The sequence below is a fragment of the Bacillus sp. cl96 genome (genome assembly GCF_900100505.1).
Taxonomy (GTDB): domain Bacteria; phylum Bacillota; class Bacilli; order Bacillales; family Bacillaceae_G; genus Bacillus_A; species Bacillus_A cereus.
Genome location: NZ_FNDM01000012.1, coordinates 68887 through 92715, shown reverse-complemented (window position 1 = coordinate 92715; position 23829 = coordinate 68887). Strand labels below are relative to the sequence as shown.

Sequence of the window (23829 nt, the reverse complement as noted above, 5' to 3'; positions counted from 1 at the left end):
AAAAGTAGGGAAATGGAAAGAACGTATATATTTGCGATATTAATATATATCTTTTGTACTATAGGAGAGTAAATCTAGCGGGATGCATAATTACATCATTTGATGAATAGGAAATTTAAGAAAAGCGATTTATAATACTAGTATTGTGTCTTGCCTTTTTAGGTACAGTACACAGCCGGTGATTGGCTAGTGGATGTTCTTTCATTTTGCCAGTGCCGGTTTTTTATTGGATAATAGGGAAAATGAAGTTTTTATAAAGAAAGAAGGGGTTGTTTTGAAGGATGTAAATTCTATCTTTATGAGAGAAAAGATTGCTAGTTCTTATCTTTATTTTATTTCTTTTCTTGGTTTGGTTACTATAACTATATCTTTACTTGAAATTAAAATCCCTTCTCATTCAACAATACTAATAATGTTGTTACTATTTATGGGGATTGCAGAGTATTTTCCTGTAAGATTTTGGAGAGGAACTAGCTCGCTTACTTTTCCGATAATCTATGCTATGAGTTGGCAGTTTGGAATCCATATAACTATTACTGCTATTGTACTCGTAACGCTAATTATTCACCTGCATCGTCGTTCACCGATACAAAGAATGTTATTTAATAGTACTCAGCATGCACTTAGTTTGATTTTGGCCGAATGGTTTTCAAACAAATGTATGTCCTTATTACTTAATAAGATAGTTATGTCAGTTCTATATGAAAATTTAATATCTTTGTTATTATTTTGCGTGTTTTTTTGTTTTTTCAACAATCGTTTTTACGATTTGTTGATGATACTTCTTCCACAGCCATATTCAATATATCAGTGGTATAAAAAAACTGTAACGGTATTTCTTTGCGAAACTTTTGGTTTCTCTTATGCGGCCCTGATGCATGTATTAATTAGTATATATAGTGTGGAAATAAACGAGATTACAGTACTGTTTTTCTTTTTTCCACTTGTAGCAGCTTCAGTTATTAGTTCTTTTTCTGTACGGATAAGGATGGAGAAGGAACGATTATATGAGTTATTTCTTATTACGACCGAAATTAGTCGAGGATTAACTGGAGGAAATTTGAAACATATTAAACAAGCACTTAAAGGTTTTTTTGGCATACAAGCATATGTAATATGGACAAAAGATGATGGGAACTGGAGTATTCTATTAAAAGATGGGAAAGTGCGCTCTCATATTTCTGATGATTCAGAAATATTAAGGGCGTTTGAGAAACTTTCTAAAAATCTTGTATTTAATGATTGGAAAATTGGTACGGCTCCTGGAGATGAAATATTTGATAGTGTTATACGCTCACTTGTATATTTTCCTCTTATAGTAAATGATGAATTAGTCGGAATGTTTGTTGCAGGGAAAAGTAGAAATGCGGGTTTCTTTCCAGAAGATGTACAGTCGTTAGCTACATTTTCTAACCAATTAGCTAACGTTGTTAAAACAAGGATATTGATTTCTGAACAGAAAAAAAGAATGATTTTAGAAGAAAGAAATAGAATTGCCCGTGAAATTCACGATGGTATTGCGCAAACATTAGCGGGGGTAATATTCCAACTAGAATCCGCACGGAAAAAATACCATGATAAACCAAAAGATATGCAGCAAGTAGTTGAGAAAAGCATAAAAGATTTAAGAGGAAGTCTAGGAGAAGTTCGCTATTCTATTTATGCTTTAAAACCATATCCGACACAACAATTAGGCCTTAAGCAGGCAATAGCAAGTAAAATAAAATCTTTAAAACGAGAATATGAACTAGACATTACCTATCATGAAAGAGGTCATGCACGTGCGCTTAGTTTTTCAAAAGAAAGAGTTATATTTGATACATTACAAGAGAGTTTGCAAAACATTGTAAAACATGCACAAGCAAAAAAGGCTGATGTTTTACTCAGTTATCAAAGTGAACACGTTCTTTTAAGGGTTAAGGATAATGGAGTTGGATTTTCACTATTTGAGTCTATGGTTAAAACAAAGAATGAGCCACATTATGGTATATTACATATGAATGAACAAGCTGACCAATTAGGGGCTACTTTACAGATTGATAGTTCTATAGGAAAGGGGACAGAAATTACACTGTTAATTCCAGATTCACAAACAAGGGGTGCGTAAAATGATTAAAATATTAGTAGTAGATGATCATGCTTTTTTACGGGATGCAATTCGGAGCATACTAGAAGATGAATCTGATATGAAAGTGGTTGGAGAAGCTAGCTCTGGGGATGAAGTATTGGGAAAAGTAGAAGAATGCGGACCAGATTGTATTTTGATGGATATTAACCTGCCAGGGAAAAATGGGATTGAAGCTACAGAGTTAGTGAAAAAAATTTATCCGAGTTGCCGAGTACTTGTGTTTACAATGTATGAACATGATGAGTATTTAATGGATGCACTTCAGGCCGGTGCTGATGGTTATTTATTGAAGGATTCCTCATCAGAGCAGGTAGTAGCAGCAATTCGAATGTTATATCGAGGTGATTCAGTTATTCATCCGCGTATGACTAAAAAATTAATTACATATCATCAGCAAAAAATGAAAGTAGAATCAAATGAAAATGAACTGACGGAACGTGAAAAGGAAATTCTCTTTGAACTAGTAAAAGGACTTAGTAATAAAGAAATTGCTAAAGTTTTATATATTAGTGATAAAACAGTTAAAATACACATCAATAAAATTTTTAAAAAACTAAATGTGAAAAGTCGATCGCAAGCAGTGATTTATGCAGTTCGAAATCAATTGGTTCCGCTAGATTAAATAAGAAATCTATCAAAGAACTATCGTGTCGATTTATTCTGTATCACAAAGAATAAAGGACAAGATAGTTCTTTTGTACTATGTAGGCATAGAATCCTTAGAGAAAAGATACTCCTTTTGTTTAATTTTCAGAATAATCAAAATGTGAAATAATAAAAATAGAATTACATTTTAATATTGTTAATAATTCATTTTATGAAAATCTTTTGTTGGAAATAAATGATGGGGGGCTCTTATAAAAAGAGTAAAGTGAGTGGTTAGCTATATGAGGTATGGGGATGGTAGTGGCGTTGGAAATCTTTCATGATACAAAAGATTGAGATTGATAGAGTTTCCGATGCTACATGGGAATTTAAGAATCAATTTGTTTCAAAAAATAATATTAATAATGGGGAGATGCAATATGAAACGAGGGAAATTTGGAAAGGTTCTTATTGGAACGTTAACAGTTGGAATGTTATTGTCTCAAGGGATTCCATATAACGTATTAGCGGAAGAGGTAAATACATCTACTTTAACTGGAATTGATGATGCAGATGCTATCTTAAAAGGCCTTACAAAGGAACAACGTAATGCCTTAAAAACGTTAGATACAAAACCAGGTTTTGTTATTTCGCCAGGTATCAATACAGCAAGTCCTAATAATGTAAATGTGATTATAGAATTTAAGCAAGCGCCTAGCAAAATTGAGGTATTAAAACAAGCGGCTAAAGGGAAAAAGATAGCTCTTTCAAATGCGGAACAAAAGGTAGAGGCATCACATAAAGGGTTTAAAGCAGAGCTTGAACAGCTTCAAAAGAATAAAGAGAAAGGGACAAATGTAAAATCTGCAAAGATAACAAGAGAATATAAGAATGCTTTTAATGGTGTAGCGATTTCTTTACCAGCAAATATAATCGAAGACTTAGTTCGTACCGGTATCGTTAAGCGCGTATGGGAAGATCATGAGGTTAAAATTGATTTGCCGAAAGAAACAGCTAAGACTGCTGTTGAACCAAAAATGGCAGATAGTGTACCACAAATTGGTGTAGACAAGCTACATGATGAAAAAATAACAGGAAAAGGAATTAAGGTAGGTGTACTAGACACAGGTATTGATTACAACCACCCGGATTTGAAAGATGCATATAAAGGGTATCGTGCAAAACAAGGTGAAGATCCAACTAAAATAGATCCGAACTCAATAAAAGGATGGGACTTTGTTAATAATGATGCTGATCCAATGGAGACAACGTATAAGGATTGGCAAAATTCTGGAGGATATCCTGAGATTTATGAGGGAAGTGCATATTATACATCCCACGGTACGCATGTAGCTGGGACAATTGCTGCAGACAAACAGAATAGTGTGGATTATGCAGTGAAGGGCGTTGCTCCAGATGTAGACTTATATTCATATCGCGTATTAGGTCCATATGGAAGTGGACAAACAAGCGGTATTCTTGCTGCGATTGATAAAGCAGTGAAAGACGATATGGATGTTATCAATTTATCACTAGGAGCGTCTATTAATGATCCTTTATATCCTACTTCTGTTGCAGTGAACAATGCGATGTTAGCAGGTGTTGTTACAGTAGTAGCAGCTGGTAATAGTGGTCCGGAAGAAGGTACTATAGGATCACCTAGTGCAGCAGCACTTCCAATTACAGTTGGAGCCAGTGACGCTGCAGTGAATATTCCAACGTTTTCCGCCGATGCAGGTGATGTACATGTAGATAAGATGATGCTACTTGGAAAAAGCTTTACTGATAAGATTGAAGATTTGAAAGGACAATCCTTATCGGTTGTATATGCAGGGCTTGGGAAATCAGGTGATTTTACAGGGAAAGATGTAAAAGGGAAGTTAGCTCTTATCCAACGTGGTGAGATTACATTTGATGAAAAAATTAAAAATGCTAAGGAAGCAGGCGCAAAGGCGGTAATTGTATACAACAATGTAGATGGGGAAATTACAAGTTATCTTGGGGAAAGTACTTCATCTATTCCATCGTTCCGCTTAACAAAAGTAGATGGTGAGAAATTGCAAGCAAAAGCTGTACAAGGAGATGTGTCGTTAGCATTTGGAGAACTTAGTAATATAAAAACAGAGGGAGATCACTTGGCTGATTTCAGCTCCCGTGGTCCTGCAACTAAAACAGATGATATTAAGCCAGATATTGTAGCACCAGGTGTGTCTATTTTCTCAACTGTTCCTGAATATATTAATGATCCAAAAGATGGAGAAAATTATCCGGTAGCGTATGGACGTATGTCAGGTACATCTATGGCAACTCCTCATACTGCAGGGGTAGCGGCACTTATTTTACAAGAACATCCAAACTATAGTCCATTTGAAGTAAAAGAAGCACTTATGAATACCGCAGTTGACCTAAAAGAAGAGCGTTCTGTATTTGAGGTGGGCTCTGGACGAATTGATGCATATCGTGCAGTTCATGCAGATACATCTATCGAGGTTATCGATAAAACATCAAACGTTGTAGATGATGAAGAAGTAGAAATTGAAGAAAAAACAGGTTCTATTGCGTTTGGGTATAAAAATCAAATTGAAAATGGGCCTATTAAAGATAGTCGAAAAGTCTTAATTAAGAACAGCAGTAAAACTGATGGAAAAGAGTTTAAATTAGAAGTAGAGTTTTCATCTACAAGTGTAGGTGTGCAAGATGCAGCGAAGAATGGTGTGAAGCTAAATGTACCAGATTCTATTAAAGTAGCTCCTAGTACATCAGAGGAAATTAGCCCTGAAATTATCATTCCAGAAAACGCTGAATTTGGTAGATATGAGGGCTATATTCATATTTCAAATAAAAACAATGAAAAAGAAGTATATCAAGTACCATTTGCAGTTAAATTCACAGAAAAAGGGATTGCGTCTGTAGATTTACTGAGAGATGCAATGGCAACAGATGCATCTAAATTCCATCCGTTTATGGAGAGACCAAGTTCGCCTTTGACATTTAAACTAAATAGTCCTCTTGAAACTATTGATGCAGTTGTGAAGGACCGAAAGACAGGAAAGGCATTAGGAGTCGTTGGTACACTTAATGCAAGTAGTCTAACACCGAATATTGAATATATGATGTTTTCTGGTATGGGAGGGTATGTACTTCCATTCACAGGAGATCCAGCTCATCCAATTGGGGATAAACCTGTTATGTTGCCTGATGGAGATTACGAATTGAACTTCGTTGGATATGATAAAGAAGGAAAATCGTATACAAAAGGCGATAGCATTATCATTGATAATGTTATACCGGAAATGAAATTTAAGGATGTACAACCTGGTATACATGAAGTCAATGATTCTATGTTTAAAGAAGAAGACGGCCAACGTGCATTATGGGTGCATGGTAATATTTATGATTCTACAGTAGATGCATTGAAGGCAAAAGGCTTGCAGTATGATCAAAAAGCGAACCAAATTGTATATTATCAAAACTCAGCCTTTCCATCAGGTTGGCTGAATACAATTCAAGCAAATGGTGATTTTAAATTTGGAGTACTTCCAGAGGAAATAAACGAGCCGTTAAATTTAAAATTATTTGGATATGATCTTGCAACTGCAGGGAATATGGCAACTGGATATAAAGATTACGTCTTTGTAAAGGAAGGGACAGAATACGCTGTTCCAAGTTATGACAAAGATAAAATCAAATTAGGAGAGAAAATTACATTAACTTTGAATCTTAATAATGTAAAACAGCTTATGTCAGGTACATTTGAAATTCCTTATTACAAGCAGCTCTTTAAATTTACAGATGTGAAACCAAATCCAGCACTTACGGAATATGTAAAACAACATGGACTGAACCTTAAATTAGAAGATCCGAAGATAAGTGAAGAAGGAGCTTGGGAAAACAAGGTGAAAGTTGGGGCATCATTAGAAGGAAAAGAATTTAAAGGATTAGATGGAGATACACCATTTTTAGATGTTACATTCGAGATGACGAACGATGAATACTTTAATGATTTAACTGCATTTGGAGTAGAGAAGTTCTCTTATACAAAAGCTGTTGCATCAGAAGGCATTGAGATTCCTGCGTTTAAAGATAAATCTTTTGCTATTGTTTCGAAACATTCAACGATTACAGGGTATATTGGCCCGGAAGCTTTCTTGAATGAAGAGGGGTATTTAGGTAAGAAAGACTATACAAAACTAGGAGCAAAAGTGTACGCAGTTGGCAAGGATGGAAAGAAATATACAGGAACGATTGGTGATAACGGGCAATTTGAAATTCATAGTGTCCCAGTAAGCGATAAAGAATATGATATTTTCGTAGAAATGCCAGGTCATTTAAATAGTAAATTAACAACAAAAATAGGGAAGGTGCAAGACGGTGAATTAGTGGGACAAAACTTTAGAGTTGACATGGATGATAACCTTGCAGGTGATGTAAATGGAGATAAAATGGTAGACATTCAAGATGCTAGAATAGCAGCTTTATCGTATGGAAAAGGAAAAGTATCTGTAAAAGATGGAGATATAAATCAAGATGGTGTTGTAGATGAAACAGATATTCGTTTTATTGAGAAAAACTTCTTGAAAAAGAGTCCAGATGCTAAAGAAAATCAGAAACCGAAAGAAAATGTAGGTCCAGTGACATTAGATAAAATCTTACGCTCTATTGGCTTAGAACCAAAAAAATAAGTGGGCAAACTTCTAGAGTAAATAATGCAATCAGACAATGAATAGTAAATGAAATGAGATTGGCTAACAAATAACCGGTAATGATTTACGGTAACATTACCGGTTATTTTAAAAGTAATAGTCGTTTTGATATATGAAGTAACTAGTTTAAATTTGGTTCACTTTCGCTGTGGGACAAGGTAGTTGCTTAAATTATTTTGTGGGATGGAAATAAGGTTTGTAGTTTGAACTTTAAAAATAGGGGGAGTTGTGAAATGAGTATTAAGAAAAAACTTGGTATGGGTGTTGTAACTGCAGCACTTGGCTTATCTTTAATTGGCGGGGGAACATATGCGTATTTTAGTGATAAGGAAGTGTCACAAAACACTTTTGCAGCGGGTACTTTAGATTTGAGTGTGAACCCTGAAGTTGTTATTAATGTCGATAATATTAAACCAGGTGATGAAATGGAGCGTGGTTTTCAATTAGTAAACAAAGGAACTTTAGCAATAGGAGATGTGAAACTCCTGACAGATTACAGTGTAATCGATGCTAAAGGAGATAATGGAAATGCTGATTTTGGTGATCATATCCGTGTTGATTTCTTGTGGAATTTGGATAAAAATGAGGTTCCAATTTGGTCTACTACATTATCTGAATTAAAGGTATCTACGCAAAATGGAAGTATTCCTGATCTTGTACAAAAAGGTGTTGTAGACCGAGAAGGAAATGGACTTGCTCCTGGTGATGATGATACTTTCTATGTAATGTTCACATTTGTAGATAATAATGCAGAGCAAAATGTATTTCAAGGAGATTCATTAAAATTAAATTGGACTTTCAATTCAATGCAGACAAAAGGTGAAGAGAAATAAAAATAAATGTTATATACGAGAATCAATTGATGAAGAATTGATAAATAAAACTTTTAATAATGTAAAGGTTGATTTAGTGACTCAACCTTTTTTGTTTTTAGATTATTCATAGCAGTACTTCTAACATTTGTGTCGAATTAAGAAGATATATAGGAGGGATATATATGGAAATAGCTGTAGAACGTGTTTTTACGAAAGAGATTTTAAAAAGAGCAGCGAATTTGTTTCATGTAACAGTAGAAGAAAAGCCACTTGGAGATTTTGAGAATTATATTTTTAAGGCGAAGGGTGATAATGATGAAGATTATGTATTACGTTTAACACATTCTTCTCATCGTTCTAAACAAGAGGTAGAGGCTGAACTAGATTTTTTACGATATGTTGCGGAGAATGGGGCAAAGGTAGCAGGACCTCTTTATTCAACGTCTCGAAATCTCGTAGAAGAAATCGTAGCAGAGGATGGGACTTTCTTTTTCGCTTCTTTATTTATATATGCAAAAGGTGAGCAAGTAAAAGGAGCAGAATCGCCTTATTGGGGAGATGCTTATTTTGAAGCGTGGGGAAAAGCGATTGGGCAACTGCATCGCCTTACAATGGATTATCCTAAAACAGACTACCGTGATACGTGGGAAGAAGACGAAAGTGGAATTGTTAATGAATTAGAAGATGGTCAAGTGAAAGAGATTGCAGCGGTATTAATGGATGAAATTAAGGCTCTTCCAGTTGAAAGAGAAACGTTCGGTCTTATGCACGGTGATATTCATCAAGGCAATTTTCATTATGATGGTAAAGAGCTAACAATCTTTGATTTTGATGATGCTGCTTATAATTACTTTATACATGATTTAGCGATGGTTTTATACTACTCTGTTCTATTTACACCGTGGACAGCAGAAGAGAAGACAGATTTTGCTCGTAAACAGTTACAAGTGTTACGAAAAGGATATGAGTATGAGCACAGGCTGGCGGATAGTTGGTATGAATCGTTACCACTATTTTTACGTTTACGTGATATAGGTTTATATGGAACGCTTCAAAAGAAGTTTAAAGGGAAAGATATGCCTGATAACTTCTTGAAATTATCAGAAGAGCTATACGAAAGAATTATTAAAAGAGAAGCAATTGTGAATATATAATACATTTAGTTCAAAACAAAGTATATAAAACAAATATATACTTTGTTTTTTTATACAAAAATATGTTTACTTTATTAAAATAATATTGTCCTAGATTCGGTATACACTTATAATTTTATATATATTCTGAATATTATTTATAAAAAGGAGGGGGAATGTTGGAAGCTTTCGTAAATTGGTTAAATAATATTGTTTGGAGTCCAGCACTTGTTTATTTATGTTTAGGAGTAGGTTTATATTTTTCTATTCGAACGAAGTTTTTACAAGTAAGACATGTAGGAGAAATGGTGAAGCTGACATTTCAAGGGGAAAAATCAGAAGCTGGTGTTTCTTCATTCCAAGCGTTAGCACTTTCGTTATCAGGACGTGTTGGAACAGGGAATATCGCTGGGGTAGCAACAGCGGTTGCATTCGGTGGACCAGGAGCTGTATTTTGGATGTGGGCAGTAGCCTTTTTAGGAGCAGGATCAGCTTATGTAGAATCAACACTCGCGCAAATATATAAGACGAAACATCAAGGGCAGTTTCGTGGTGGACCTGCTTATTACATTGAAAAAGGTTTAGGTGTGAAATGGTATGCTTTAGTATTCGTTGCAGCGACAATTCTTGCAACGGGGCTTTTACTACCAGGTGTACAAGCAAATAGTATTGCTGTAAGTTTAGAAACTGCTTTTGGTATTAATACTACCGTATCAGGGGCTATATTAGTTGTCGTATTAGCTCTTATCATTTTCGGTGGAGTAAAGCGAATTGTTAACGTAGCGCAAGTTGTCGTACCGTTTATGGCAATAGGCTATATTTTAGTAGCTTGCGTCATTGTTGCTATGAATATTGAAAAATTGCCAGAAGCATTTATGTTAATTATAAGAAGTGCATTTGCATTAGAAGCTGCTTTCGGTGGTATTATCGGTTTAGCAATCTCTTGGGGGGTAAAACGTGGTATTTATTCCAATGAAGCAGGACAAGGGACTGGACCACACGCAGCAGCTGCAGCCGAAGTATCACATCCAGCTAAGCAAGGTTTAGTACAAGCATTTTCCGTTTACATTGATACATTATTTGTTTGTTCAGCAACAGCATTTATGATGATTATTACAGGCATGTATAACGTATTTGATGCAAGCGGAAAAAACTTTATCGTTAATAAACTAAACGGCGCTCAGCCAGGACCAGGATATACACAGGCGGCGGTAGAATCTGTTTTCCCTGGATTTGGAAATGGTTTCGTTGCAATCTCGTTATTATTCTTCGCGTTTACAACAATTATGGCGTATTACTACATTGCAGAAACGAATATCGCGTACTTAAATCGTGATAAAGATCGCCCTTGGATGTCCATGGTACTAAAGTTTGTATTTTTAGGAGCTGTATTCTACGGCTGTATAAAAACAGCAGCAACGGCTTGGGCTTTAGGCGACATTGGGGTAGGAATTATGGCATGGGTAAATATCATTGCGATTTTATTGTTACAAAAACCTGCATTAGTCGCATTAAAGGATTATGAAAAACAGAAAAAAGAAGGAAAAGATCCAGTATTCGATCCAGGGCCATTAGGAATTAAAAATGCTGATTTTTGGGAGCATGAATACGGGAAAGATAAGAAAGAAGAAGTATCTTAATCGAATAAAAATGAAGAAGCAAAGGGGAAACCCTTTGCTTTTTTTATGGACAAATTGAAGCTAAAAGTTATTTTTGGGACTATTTTTGAATATAAAAAGAATGTACATGCATTGTTAGGGGAAGGGGGAGTATGTTGATAGAATTTCGTAATGTAAATAAATATTATGGTAACTTTCAAGTTTTGAAAAATATTAATGTGCAAGTGAAAAAAGGCGAAGTGGTAGTAGTTGTCGGGCCTTCAGGATCAGGAAAAAGTACATTGCTTCGATGTATAAATCAATTAGAGGCAATTACAGATGGAGAATTAATTGTACAAAATACAGAGGTACACAATAAAAAAACGGACATGAATGAATTGCGGCGAAATATTGGGATGGTCTTTCAACATTTTTATTTATATCCACATAAAACGGTTCTTCAAAATATTACATTAGCACCGATTAAAGTAAATAAAGTTTCCAAAGAAGAAGCAGAGAAAACAGCAATGTTTTATTTAGAGAAAGTAGGAATCCCTGAGAAGGCTAACGTATATCCACATCAATTATCCGGAGGACAACAGCAACGGGTGGCAATTGCTAGAGGACTTGCAATGCAGCCGGAAATTATGCTATTCGATGAGCCTACGTCTGCTCTTGATCCAGAGATGATTGGAGAGGTACTTGATGTTATGAAAGCACTGGCTAAAGAAGGGATGACAATGGTCGTTGTCACGCATGAAATGGGATTTGCTAGAGAGGTAGCAGATAGGATCTTATTTATGGATGATGGCCAAATTATTGAAGATACAAAACCGGCGAACTTTTTTGCAAACCCTGAACAAGAAAGAGCCCGTTTATTTTTAAGTCGGGTGCTAAATCATTAGAGGAGGAATTTCATGCTTAAAATGAAAAAGTTATTTACTTTAATCGTATTTTCATGTTTATTCGTGCTTGTTGTTGCTGGATGCGGAAGTAAGAAAGATGAGGCAAAGGAAACAAATACGAAGCAAGGCGGGGCTGTTGAGCAAATTAAGAAACGAGGGAAATTAGTAGTTGGGGTGAAGAATGATACGAATTTATTTGGATTAAAAAATCCTTCAACAGGGCAGGTAGAAGGATTCGATGTTGATGTCGCCAAGGCACTGGCGAAAAAGATTCTTGGAGATGAAAAGAAGCTAGAGCTGAAAGAAGTAACGTCTAAAACACGCATTCCAATGCTGAAAAATGGTGATATTGATGCAATTATTGCAACAATGACAATTACGGAAGAACGCAAAAAAGAAGTGGATTTTTCAGATGTATATTTTAAAGCAGGACAATCGTTACTTGTGAAAAAAGGAAGCAATATTAAGAGCGTCGATGATATAAAACAAGGCGTTAAAGTATTAGCTGTAAAAGGATCAACATCTACAAATAACATTCGTCAAAAGTCACCAGAAGCGACTGTATTAGAGTTTGAAAATTATAGTGAGGCATTTACAGCGTTAAAGGCAGGTAAAGGTGATGTGTTAACGACAGATAATGCGATCCTTTACGGAATGGCAAAACAAGATTCTAATTATGAAGTAGTAGGAAAAATTTTCACAGATGAACCGTATGGAATTGCAGTGCAAAAAGGGGCAGATGATTTAACGAAAGAGATTAATACTTTAATTAAAGACATGAAAGCAAGCGGGGAGTATGACAAATTATATGAGAAGTGGATTGGACAAAAACCAGAAAAGTAGATAGTAACAGTGAGAGGATGAGAGTACTCATCCTCTTCTTGTAAAGAAAGAGGGGAGAATATGTGCCTGATTTTTCTATATTAACGAATAACATTGATATGTATTTAGAAGGGTTTAAATATACAGTTATGTCTAGTGTAATTGCATTGATAGGTAGTTTTATTTTAGGAGTAATTTTGGCAGTAATGCGTATTGCACCTATTCGCATTTTAAATTGGATAGGATCAGCTTTTGTGGAGTTTGTAAGAAATATTCCACTTGTATTAATTGCATTTATATTCTATTTTGCTTTACCTGTAATAGGAATTACTTTAAATGGTTTTGTAGCAGGAACAGTTACGCTTACGGTATATACGGCAGCTTTTATTGCAGAAGTAATTCGCGCTGGTATTTTATCAGTTGCGAAAGGGCAGATGGAAGCTGCTCGCTCTTCAGGGCTAACGTATGTGCAGGCGATGTATTATGTTGTCTTACCCCAAGCAGTGAAAATTGTAATTCCCCCTTTAGGAAACCAGTTTCTCAATTTAGTTAAAAACTCTTCAATACTTGGAATTATTGCTGGTGCTGATTTAATGTATCAAGGAGATTTAATTTCAACGAAGACGTTTGTTACGTTTGATGTTTATATATTTGTCGGGATGTTTTATTTAATATTAACAATTCCGCTCAGTATGCTAGTGCGTTATTTAGAAAAACGCTTAGCAAAGGAGGCGGTGTAAATGGATTTCAAGGGAGCAATTACAGGAGATCATATTCTATTTTTATTAAAAGGATTACTTATAACATTAGAGGTAGCGCTCATAGCAATTGTACTTAGTTTTATTATTGGAAGTGTAATCGGTATATTGCGCTACACGAAAATACCTGTCGTCTCACAAGTATTAGGAGTTATAGTTGAAGTGATTCGAAACTTACCACTACTGTTAATTATATTTTTCACGTATTTTGCACTTCCAGAAGCAGGCTTGAAATTAGAAATTATAACAGCTGCAATTGTTGCTTTAACAATATTTGAGGCAGCAATGATATCTGAAATTGTTAGAAGTGGTCTATTGTCTATTGAAAAAGGGCAGGTTGAAGCTGCAAGATCTTCGGGATTAACGTATGTTCAAGCGCTTTGGCATATTATTTTGCCACAAGCATTAAGGAGAATGGTTCCGCCGCTTGTCAGTCAATTTATTTCATTGCTGAAGGATACGTCGCTAGCGGTTGTTATATCACTCCCTGAGCTTATGCATAATGCTCAAATTATTAGCGGGCAAAATGTGAATTACATGATTCCGACGTTTATAGTAGTAGCTTGTATGTACTTTATCGTAAATTATAGTTTATCAATTTTATCGAGAAGATTAGAACTCCGTTGACTCTTACAATATATGTAAGGGTTTTTCCTTGTTTCTCCTTATTTTCCTCTAAATAGAATCTAAATCTTGCAATAATTCGATTTTTATATTGTTTTATCAGAAAAGTTTTAATTTTATATAGAAAATGTAATCGCTTTCGTGTATATTTTTATTATCAGAAAATTTTAACAGGATATAGGGGTATGGTAGGGGGAGGATTTAGATGCAGCAACCAACGAATGAGAAATTACATCGTACGATGAAGAGTAGACATTTATTTATGATCGCACTTGGTGGTGTAATCGGAACTGGTTTCTTCTTAGGTTCAGGTTACACCATTAATCAGGCTGGACCAGGGGGAGCCATCCTTTCATATTTAGTAGGCGGATTTATTATGTATTTAACAATGCTTTGTCTTGGAGAGTTAACGGTAGCGATGCCGGTTTCAGGATCTTTCCAAAAGTATGCGACGAAGTTTATTGGACCAGGAACGGGCTTTATGATTGGCTGGTTATACTGGCTCGGCTGGGCAGTAACAGTGGGTCTAGAATTAACGTCAATCGGTTTAATGATGAAAAGATGGTTTCCAAATGTTGATGTTTGGGTATGGTGCCTTGTATTCGGCGTTATTTTATATGCTTCAAACGCAATTTCGGCGAAAAGTTATGCTGAATTAGAATTTTGGTTCTCTAGTATTAAAGTAATTACAATTCTTGCATTTGTTGTGCTTGGTGGTAGTGCATTATTAGGATTTATATCATATGACGGAAAAGAAGCAGCACCTCTTTTCTCTAACTTTGTAAGCGATGGTGGACTTTTCCCGAATGGACTAGCTGCCGTATTACTTACAATGATTACAGTTAACTTCTCGTTCCAAGGAACAGAGTTAATCGGAATTGCAGCGGGAGAAAGTGAAAATCCAGAAAAAACAATTCCACGTGCAATCCGTAATACAGTATGGCGCATTATGTTATTCTTCATTTTAACAATGACGATTTTAGTAGGATTAATTTCTTGGAAAGAAGCAGGCGTAATTGAAAGCCCATTTGTAGTCGTATTTGATAAAATTGGTATTCCATACGCAGCTGATATTATGAACTTCGTTATTATTACTGCGTTATTATCTGTAGCGAACTCTGGATTATATGCAGCGACGCGTATACTATGGTCACTTGCAAATGAAGGAATGGCACCAACTTCCTTCCAGAAAGTAAATAAGCGTGGTATTCCAATTACAGCGCTAGTCGTAACGATTGCGGTAGCTGGATTATCTCTATTCACAAGTTTCCTTGCAGAAGATACAGTATACATGTACTTATTATCGATAGCTGGTTTATCGGCTGTTTCAAGTTGGATCATTATTGCTTTATCGCAACTTCGCTTTAGAAGTCAGTATATAAAAGGCGGAGGAAAGTTAGAGGACTTAAAGTATAGAACACCACTATATCCGATTGTTCCAATTTTAGCTTTAATTACAAATAGCATCGTTGTTATTAGTTTAGCGTTTATTCCTGAACAAAGAATGGCGTTATACTGCGGTATTCCATTTATCATTTTCTGCTATATATATTATTATTATATGAGTAAGAAACAGCAGAAACCGATGAAAGTGGAGATGGACAAAACAAATGAAACTAACAATCAAATACGATGATATAAAGGCAGATTTATCGTACGCTCAATTAGCGATTGGAAAAGAAAACGGGTATTCACCGTTACAATTACTCGTTTCTTCTATCGCAGGATGTAGTGCAATTGTCTTTCGAACAATTTTAGAAAAGAAACGTATTACATACGATACGTTTACGATCGAAACTGAAATTGGTAGAAGTGAAGCTTTATCCAAACCAGTTGAAAGTGTTCATTTGCACTATAAAATTAAAGCGGAAAACATTACAGAAGAGCAGTTGGACAAAGCATTGCAGCTTGCAGTGAAAAATTGCACGATTGTTCAATCTGTAAAAGACAGTATAAAAGTTACGGAAACAATTGAACTAATAAAATAAAACATAAAAACGTGAGAGCCGTATTCTCACGTTTTTATGTTTTTAGAAAGAGGGGAAAGTGTAGTGGACTGTTTAGGTTGTAAATTAGCAAATGAAGAGGAAAAAATATATAAAATATATGAAGATGACTATGTAACATGTTTTTTAGATCATGAACCTTTCTATACAGGACATACTTTAATTGTGCCAAAGCAACATGTTGTAGAAGTAGACGAATTAGATGATGTTGTAGCAAAATCCATTATGGATGCTTCTAAGCTGATTGCAAAAGCGATTAAGGTATTATATAAACCTGACGGAATTACGATTTGTCAAAATGGTGGAATCTTTAATGAACTTACGCACTATCATATGCATGTTGTACCGAGATATAAAGAGCGTTCATTTGCTGAGTTTTATACGGTACAATCGGGAGAAAAGAAGAATCATAATTTGGAAGAAATAAAGACGTTGTTAAAAGAAGAGATAGAGCAAGTGTTGCTGACTGAAAAGGCATAAGAGGAATGTTCTTTATGAAACAGTCAGGAAAATTCGAATAAACAAAAGCCCGATTTCTTAGTTAAAATAGAGAAATTGGGCTTTTGTTTATTCTATTATTAAATTTTATCTATAAAAAGATTTTGCAGTGTCACAAAGTTACAGTGCTCATTCGTTATATAGAGTGAGAGGAGGAATTATATGAAAGTTACAAACAAAGATTATGAAAAGATGGAAGAGCTATATGAGTTGTATGAACAAAAAATTTATTATGTAGCTTATTCTATTTTAAATAATATTCAACAGGCTGAAGATGCGGTTCAAGAGACGTTTATTACTCTTTATAAGAACTTGGAAAAGCTCCATAGCTTGAGCACTGAAGAGCTTAAACGCTATATTTTGAGGGTCGCGAAAAACAAGGCGATTGATAGTTACCGGAAAAATAAACGACATGAAACATTTTTAGAAGAATATGAAAGAGAATCAATAGAAGCAGTAGATGAAAATATTGAAGAGTGGGAAAAACGTAAAATGTCTGAGGTTCAAATTGATACATTGCTAAAAGAGTTAAATGAATCTAACAGACAGGTGTTTAAGTACAAAGTCTTCTATAACTTAACGTATCAAGAAATTTCAAGTGTAATGGGGATTACGGAGGCTAATGTCCGCAAGCAGTTTGAACGCGCTCGAAAACGAGTCCAAAATATGATAGGAGGTATACAACATGACGAATTCAAAGAACTCCAAAGAAATATATGAACTTGCTGAAAAAATTGCTTTAGATGATTTTGATAAATCCGAAGAACAACATGAATTTTCACATACATATACGCGCAAAAAGAAATTGTTTATGGAAGAAATGAAGCTGAGAGGCGAGCGACCACAGAAAAAGCGTAAAAGACATCGTATGTTAATCGCTGCTGCCTGTTTATTAATTGGTATGCCAACAACTGTTTTTGGTGCAGTGAAAGTCTATAATATGATTGTTCAAAAACAAAATTACGAAGTAAATGTTTCCTTAACAAATAAGGATTCGAAAAAGAGTAATCAGTGGTATAAGTTGAAGATTGGTAAATTGCCAGAAAATATGGAAGCAATTGATGATAGTGCTATGAAATATTCATTTAAAGATAACGACGCAATGGGCGGGTTTTCATTTGTTCTTTCGAGAGTGGGAGAAAATGCGGATTTTCAAACTTTATATTCAAAAAGTTATGAAGAAAAAGAGATAAATGGCAGGAAAGCAGTAATTGTCCATAAAGAAACTGGAAACAACAACGTAATGTTTGACAGAAAGGTCTTTCTCTTTTTTGAGAAAGAAGGGATTATGTTAGAAAGTTATATTGGATCCGATGTAAACGAAGAACAAATGATAGATGTGTTAGGGAGTATTTCACTTGAGCCTACGTCAAAAGAAAAGGCATCATATATAGCAGATTATGATGAAAATCGCTTTACCAAAGCAGCTGAACCGAAAGAAAATAAGGTGATTCCATTGAAAAAAGATAGTAAACGACTATTTCATATAGGACAAAAGGTTCCAGTAACGATATCTATGGATAACAGCCAAATTGAATATGTGATAGAAAAAGTTGAAGTCTTTGATTCAATTAAAGATTTTAAACAAGAGAATTTTAATGAACTTGGCCTAGAGATATTAAGCAAGAATAAGGCTTTAGATCAGATGGGAAAATTACTATCGTACAGACGAGATGAATATAAATTAGGGAATGGTAAAGATTCAATTGATACATTAGTAGATTCGAAATTAGTTAATGTTAAATTTGTCTATTTAACAACAACAGTGAAAAATATTGGTAAAAAGTCGACAGAAGAAATCTATATGCATCCATCCATAAAACAGCTTAAATTTGAAGGGAATGCATGGAACTACGCTAAAGAAGAGGGAATGGACGCAACGCGTATTATGACGGGTGAAGTTGATTACTTGGAACCTCACGGAGACGGGAAAAGCTTTTATAATATTGGCAGTATCACACCAGGACAAACGGTGAAGGTTAACTTAGGTTATTTTGTAGATGAGGATAAACTAGATTCAATCTTTTTGGATGCTTTCCATTACAGAGGGAATGGTGGCACTGAAAATATGAATGCGGAATATCGTTGGTGGATTGATATTCGTCAATAGTAACAAAGAGACTAAAAAGCTGCTTACATCTAGCAGCTTTTTTCGTCTTCATACATATGTAAAATTTCTTTCGCACGTATACGTAAACCATCTATCAATTCTTTCGGTTCTAACACTTTTGCATCTTTTCCAAGTCTATAAAATAAAGGAGTAATAAAGTTAATCTCACCTTTATCAATTGTTGAGTGTATATATCCTGTCCCATCCTCGTTTACTATAACGAATTCCTCAAGATAAGGAACGCTTTTACATTGGCGTACGCCTTCTGTTGTCAGTAAAACATGTAACTGAGTAGGGATGTGTACTACGTTAGAGTTAGAGGCAAACCACTCTTCTAAATTCATGAATGTATCCTCATTTTCTTCCGTTGATAATATGGAAAGAATACGATCGATGCGATACAGTAATACTTTTTTTCTACCGAAGTCATAGGACGGTAAGTACCATAACCCGTCGTGAGCATATACACCAATCGGATGAACATGTTTTGTTTTTATCCCTGATTTAGATTCGTATTGAAAGTGTAAATTTTTATTTTCAATAGCCGCTGTTAACACTTCGTTTAAAAGTGGGGTCTCAATTGTTCTCTTCGGATTCCAAAAGGCGATATAAGAACGTATTTTATCAACTTTCACTTTCGCATCATGTTGTAGGGAGCTATACAGTTTATGTGTAACGGAATTGATTTCTGTGTTAAAAGGTAAGTCGCGATAGTAACTTAAAGATTGAAAAGCAAAAAAGATAGAGACTGCTTCTTCTTCCGTAAATAAAATAGGCGGAATTACTCTATTCGTTAATACTTTATAGCCGCCGTTACGACCTTGTTCTGCGTAAATGGGCAACCCCATATCACTTAAATCTAAAATGTATCTATGGACAGTACGAACGGAGATATTAAATTCATCAGCTATTTCTTGCGCTGTAAATGTCTTTTTGGCAGAAGCAAATATAAGAATATCTAATAAGCGTTTAGCTTTTGACAAATGTATCACCTTTTCTTTTTAACGTGACATAAATTGTCATGTTTTATTGTTAGTATATTGTTTACATCATATGTTATCAAGATGAGATACAAGGAGGAAAAGATATGTCACGTGAAATAGTTTTATTTATTGCGGCGAGTTTAGATGGATATATTGCGAAAGAAAATGATGATTTAGAGTGGTTAATGGAAACGGAAGGAGAGGGAGATAACGGTTATACAGAAATGTACGAAACGATTGATACAATAATTATGGGAAAGAAAACGTACGATTATGTAGTAGAGCATACGGAAACATTCCCGTACTTAGATAAAGCATGTTATGTTTTTTCTCGTTCAGAAAAAGGTTCAGACGGAAACGTGGAATTTGTAAATGAAGATGTAGTGGAGTTTACAAAAAGGTTAAAAGCACAAGAAGGGTCTAAAATATGGATGGTTGGTGGAGGAGAGCTACTGAGAGAATTCTTTAAGAATAATCTAATTGATGAATATGTTGTTACGATTACACCGCATATATTAGGTTCTGGAGTTCCGTTATTTCAAGACAAGAACCCAGAAATTAATTTAACTTTGATGGATACGAAACGTTTTGGGCAATTTGTAAATTTATATTATAAAGTAAAGTGATAAAAAAACACGACTATTGATGATAGTCGTGTTTTTTTATGGATGGTAATGAAATTATAAAGCAAGACCCGTAATCGACTTCGCTCGTTACAGTAATATTTCCGCCGTGTAGTTCTACAATTTCTTTTACGATAGATAGCCCTAAACCAGTTCCGCCTGTAGATCGTGTTCTTGCTTTATCGACACGGTAAAAGCGGTCAAAAATGTGAGGGAGGTCTTCAAGCGGAATACCTTCGCCTTCATCTTCAATTGTAATGGAGATACGTTTATGTTCTTCTGTAATAGAAATGTTTATATGAGAATGCTCTTTTGAATGTCTATAAGCGTTATTTAAAATATTCACAACAACTTGTTCGAATCGTTGTTCATCTAAGTTTACTAGCAGTGTAGGAGGACAAGAGAAAGAAACTTTAATGTACCTTTCTTTATACATGGCGTTTACTTTTTCACATATACGCGTAAGGAAGGTGTGTAAATGCACTTCCTTTACTTGAATAGAAAAGTTATGTTGTTCCATTTGTGCAAGTGAAAATAAATCTTGAACTAAGTTTGTAATGTAATCAGACTCATCTTTTATAATTGATAAATATCGCAAACGTTGTTCAGAAGGGGTGCTTTCTTTTAAAGCAATGTCAGCATAACCTCTTACGTATGTTAACGGTGTTCGTAATTCGTGAGCAACACTTGCTAGAAATTCACTTCGCTCTGTTTTCATATAATGTAGATCATTTGCGAGCGTCTGAATAGATGATGCTAGTTCACCAATTTCATCATTTCGAGTAGTTGTTAATGAAACAGATAAATCACCTTTACTCATTTTTTCAGTGGCATGTTTCATGTGTAACAATGGTTTTGTTAATAATCGAGATAATAGGAAAATTGTGATGACTGTGAGTAGAAATGTGATGGCACCAGCAATAATGAATTGTTTTGTTAATCCATTAACTAACTTTTCAATTGATTCTGTTCCAAGAAACATGTACACATAGCCTTCATGCTTTCCATCTACTACAATGGGGCTAACTGTACATATATAATTAGATGTTTTCCAATGATTTTCTATAATCGCTCCATTATGGTCTGTTCGAGTTTGCATTTTACTAATATGATCGTTTATAGTCGTGTTTATTTCGTTAGATTTAGCTAGTATTTCTTTATTTGCATTTGTAATAACGACAGTTGTTTCAGCTTCAGATTCCATTAATGCTACGTGAGAGATGGTTTGCTCATCGTAATATTTTTCAAGTACATCTCGATGACTATTTCCTCGCTTTAATAAAGCTGTCATTTCTTCATTTACTCTAGTGTTTACAAGACTATAATAGAGCAAAATAAAGAGAACACTTTCAATTAAAAGTGTAACAATTAAAAAATAAAATCCGAATTGAATTGAAATTCGTTTCATCGTTTTGCCCCTTACTGTTCAGTATTAATCCATCGATAACCTACTCCATACACGGTTTTTAAATGATGATCAATAGGGAAATTTGCTTTTCGCAATTTATCACGTAAATTACGAATATGTGAATCGACTGTGCGATCTTCTGTATTTGTGTTTAACCCCCAAATTCGTTCGATGAGCTGATCACGGTTTAATACGTAGTTCACATGGCGTAAAAATAATCCGAGTAAAGAAAATTCAATTGGTGTGAGAAGGAGTTCTTCATTATGGACAGAAACGAAGTGTTTTGTTTCATCCCATACAATACCGTGATATTGGATTTGTTTATGTTCATTTGTACGTCTTAAAACGGCTTCAATTCTTGCGAAAAGTTCTTCTTCATGGAAAGGTTTCGTTACGTAATCATCGGCTCCAATTTTTAATCCTTGAACGACATCTACTGTTTGATCACGAGCTGTAACCATAATAATAGGAATGTTACTAAAAGATCGGATTTTTTTGCACGTTTCCCATCCGTCCATCTTTGGCATCATAATATCGAGTAAAACAAATTTAAAGTTTTGATTTTCTATATGTAAAATAGCTTCTTCTCCTGAAGTCGCACATACGCAGTTATATCCAATTGGTGTAAGATAAAGCGTTAATAATTCAAGCATTCTCGGTTCATCGTCTACGAGCAGTATATCAATCATAGAGAGCCCTCCATATTTATAATCGTTACTTAAAGTGTAATGCAAAATCATGAAGAAATGGTGCAGATTATGATGTGTCTGCATAATTTCTTCAGAATTGCTTGTTATTGTGGAGTTGAAATTACATTTTAGGTAATCATATTGGCTCAAAAATGATTAATACGGAGGCGGTATAGTGAAAAAAATGACCCGAATTTTTGGGATAACAATAATTACAGCAGTTGGTCTTGCTGCATGCGGACAAACGAATACAGACCATAAAAACCATGAATCTACAAAAGAGAAGAAAACAGAGCAAAAGGAAATGAAAATGAATCAGGAGGTAACGGCGCCAAAAGAAATGAACCAAGGTGCATCTAATGATTTATTAACGACAAGTTTAAAAAATGTAACGAGATTAAACACAAACGATCCTTCGCAAATGGCAGTATTAACTTCGCAAACGATATGGCCAGCAACTCATAAGGAGAACCAGCCAGGTGCTGTTATTTTAGTACCAGCAAGCGAGTGGCAATTAGGTATTGCGAGTGCAGATTTTATTCATCATCCGAATAACGGGCCGATTTTATTTATAGAAAAAGAAAAGATACCGGAAATGACGTTAAAAGAAATAAAACGATTAAATCCAATCGGAACGAAAGATGGAACACAAATTATGGTGATGGGAGATGTAGGTACTAGCGCGCTTGAACAATTAAAAGGTTATAAAGTAAAACAAATAAAAGAAACGGACCCAGCTATATTTGCGAAGGATGTTGATAAGGAGTATGCCGATATAACAGGAAGCTACCCAAATAGTGTTATTATCGGTTCGTCTGCAGAAGAAGGACGTTTATATACAACCCCCGCTGTAAATTGGATTTCTCATATGCCGGAACCACTACTCTATACAGAAAAGAATAAAGTGCCAGAAGCGACAATAGAGGCACTAAAAATGAGAAAAGATAAAGCAAATATATATGTATTAGGGCCAGAAAAAATTGTTTCAAAAGAAGTAGAAAAAGAGCTAAGCAAATACGGGAAAGTAACGCGTATTAGTGGAGAGACCCCTACAGAAAACTCGATTGCGTTCGCTAAATTTAAAGATGAAAAAACAAAATTTGGCTGGGGATTCACAAAACCTGGTCACGGTTTATCATTTGTTTCAAGTAAAACACCAGATTTAGCAGTTGCTGGGGCACCTTTTTCACATATGGGTAAACATGCACCTGTTGTATTATTAGAAGAAGGTAAAGCTTCACAAACAGTGTATGACTTCCTTGCAAGCATTCAGCCGAAGTTTAAAGATGATCCAACACTTGGACCATATAATCACGGTTTCTTATTAGGAAATACGAGTGATATTTCATTTGAAACACAAGGAATACTAGATGAGAGGTTAGAAATTGTTCAGGAAAGTGGTCAAGGACACGGTGGACATTAATGAAATGAGAAAAGATGC

The 23829-nt window shown here is 35.0% G+C and carries 20 protein-coding genes; 17 read left to right on the top strand and 3 right to left on the bottom strand.

Annotated features, from left to right (window positions below):
• Positions 1-274 precede the first annotated feature (274 nt).
• The 15 genes from BLT20_RS22855 to BLT20_RS22780 all read left to right on the top strand — a co-directional run bounded on the left by BLT20_RS22855 (position 275) and on the right by BLT20_RS22780 (position 18685).
• Positions 275-2107, top strand: coding sequence for a GAF domain-containing sensor histidine kinase (locus BLT20_RS22855; RefSeq protein ID WP_002182443.1), 1833 nt, complete (start codon positions 275-277; stop codon positions 2105-2107).
• Between the two features lies 1 nt (position 2108).
• Complete coding sequence (locus BLT20_RS22850; protein WP_000590669.1) at positions 2109-2750, top strand: response regulator; 642 nt, start codon at positions 2109-2111, stop codon at positions 2748-2750.
• A 403-nt stretch (positions 2751-3153) separates the two neighbouring features.
• Positions 3154-7395, top strand: coding sequence for a S8 family serine peptidase (locus BLT20_RS22845; protein ID WP_000820243.1), 4242 nt, complete (start codon positions 3154-3156; stop codon positions 7393-7395).
• 254 nt (positions 7396-7649) lie between these two features.
• Positions 7650-8249, top strand: a complete 600-nt coding sequence (locus BLT20_RS22840) for a TasA family protein (protein ID WP_000023366.1) — start codon at positions 7650-7652, stop codon at positions 8247-8249.
• Between the two features lie 164 nt (positions 8250-8413).
• Positions 8414-9385: a phosphotransferase enzyme family protein gene (locus BLT20_RS22835; RefSeq protein ID WP_000401644.1), complete on the top strand. Its 972-nt coding sequence runs from the start codon at positions 8414-8416 to the stop codon at positions 9383-9385.
• Between the two features lie 158 nt (positions 9386-9543).
• Positions 9544-11004 carry an alanine/glycine:cation symporter family protein gene (locus BLT20_RS22830; RefSeq protein ID WP_000387160.1) on the top strand — a complete coding sequence of 487 codons (1461 nt, stop codon included), beginning with the start codon at positions 9544-9546 and terminating at the stop codon, positions 11002-11004.
• Positions 11005-11135: 131 nt separating this feature from the next.
• On the top strand, positions 11136-11867 hold the full coding sequence (locus BLT20_RS22820) for an amino acid ABC transporter ATP-binding protein (RefSeq protein WP_002025298.1): 732 nt from the start codon (positions 11136-11138) through the stop codon (positions 11865-11867).
• A gap of 12 nt (positions 11868-11879) precedes the next feature.
• The gene (glnH, locus tag BLT20_RS22815) at positions 11880-12710 is read left to right on the top strand and encodes a glutamine ABC transporter substrate-binding protein GlnH (protein WP_000916491.1); all 831 of its coding nucleotides are present in this window, start codon (positions 11880-11882) and stop codon (positions 12708-12710) included.
• Positions 12711-12772: 62 nt separating this feature from the next.
• The gene (locus tag BLT20_RS22810; protein WP_001112667.1) at positions 12773-13429 is read left to right on the top strand and encodes an amino acid ABC transporter permease; all 657 of its coding nucleotides are present in this window, start codon (positions 12773-12775) and stop codon (positions 13427-13429) included.
• A complete protein-coding gene (locus BLT20_RS22805; protein WP_000345960.1) occupies positions 13430-14074 on the top strand; it encodes an amino acid ABC transporter permease in 645 nt (214 codons plus the stop codon). It abuts the gene before it with no gap.
• A 202-nt stretch (positions 14075-14276) separates the two neighbouring features.
• Positions 14277-15707, top strand: coding sequence for an amino acid permease (locus BLT20_RS22800; RefSeq protein ID WP_001187098.1), 1431 nt, complete (start codon positions 14277-14279; stop codon positions 15705-15707).
• Positions 15682-16059: an OsmC family protein gene (locus BLT20_RS22795; protein WP_000778867.1), complete on the top strand. Its 378-nt coding sequence runs from the start codon at positions 15682-15684 to the stop codon at positions 16057-16059. The genes BLT20_RS22800 and BLT20_RS22795 overlap by 26 nt, the downstream gene beginning before the upstream one ends.
• A 36-nt stretch (positions 16060-16095) precedes the next feature.
• The gene (locus BLT20_RS22790) at positions 16096-16557 is read left to right on the top strand and encodes an HIT family protein (RefSeq protein ID WP_002025299.1); all 462 of its coding nucleotides are present in this window, start codon (positions 16096-16098) and stop codon (positions 16555-16557) included.
• A 180-nt stretch (positions 16558-16737) separates the two neighbouring features.
• Entirely contained in the window at positions 16738-17295 is a 558-nt protein-coding gene (locus BLT20_RS22785) for an RNA polymerase sigma factor (protein ID WP_000869257.1), read from the top strand.
• Positions 17261-18685 (top strand): DUF4367 domain-containing protein, encoded by a 1425-nt coding sequence (locus BLT20_RS22780; RefSeq protein WP_000185137.1) that lies wholly within the window; start codon positions 17261-17263, stop codon positions 18683-18685. Before BLT20_RS22785 ends, BLT20_RS22780 begins: the two co-directional genes overlap by 35 nt.
• A gap of 29 nt (positions 18686-18714) precedes the next feature.
• Here the strand turns inward: BLT20_RS22780 and BLT20_RS22775 are convergent, their stop codons facing one another.
• Entirely contained in the window at positions 18715-19677 is a 963-nt protein-coding gene (locus BLT20_RS22775; RefSeq protein WP_113732210.1) for a helix-turn-helix transcriptional regulator, read from the bottom strand.
• Between the two features lie 95 nt (positions 19678-19772).
• Here BLT20_RS22775 and BLT20_RS22770 point away from each other — a divergent pair, with 95 nt between their 5' ends.
• On the top strand, positions 19773-20294 hold the full coding sequence (locus tag BLT20_RS22770) for a dihydrofolate reductase family protein (protein WP_000085780.1): 522 nt from the start codon (positions 19773-19775) through the stop codon (positions 20292-20294).
• A 13-nt stretch (positions 20295-20307) separates the two neighbouring features.
• Here the strand turns inward: BLT20_RS22770 and BLT20_RS22765 are convergent, their stop codons facing one another.
• Together BLT20_RS22765 and BLT20_RS22760 are read right to left on the bottom strand one after the other, a co-directional pair.
• A complete protein-coding gene (locus BLT20_RS22765) occupies positions 20308-21699 on the bottom strand; it encodes a sensor histidine kinase (RefSeq protein ID WP_000822525.1) in 1392 nt (463 codons plus the stop codon).
• 11 nt (positions 21700-21710) lie between these two features.
• The gene (locus tag BLT20_RS22760) at positions 21711-22388 is read right to left on the bottom strand and encodes a response regulator transcription factor (RefSeq protein ID WP_000565469.1); all 678 of its coding nucleotides are present in this window, start codon (positions 22386-22388) and stop codon (positions 21711-21713) included.
• 175 nt (positions 22389-22563) lie between these two features.
• On the opposite strand from BLT20_RS22760, the gene BLT20_RS22755 reads away from it, so the two are divergent.
• Positions 22564-23811 carry a hypothetical protein gene (locus BLT20_RS22755; RefSeq protein ID WP_000738878.1) on the top strand — a complete coding sequence of 416 codons (1248 nt, stop codon included), beginning with the start codon at positions 22564-22566 and terminating at the stop codon, positions 23809-23811.
• Positions 23812-23829: the final 18 nt, after the last annotated feature.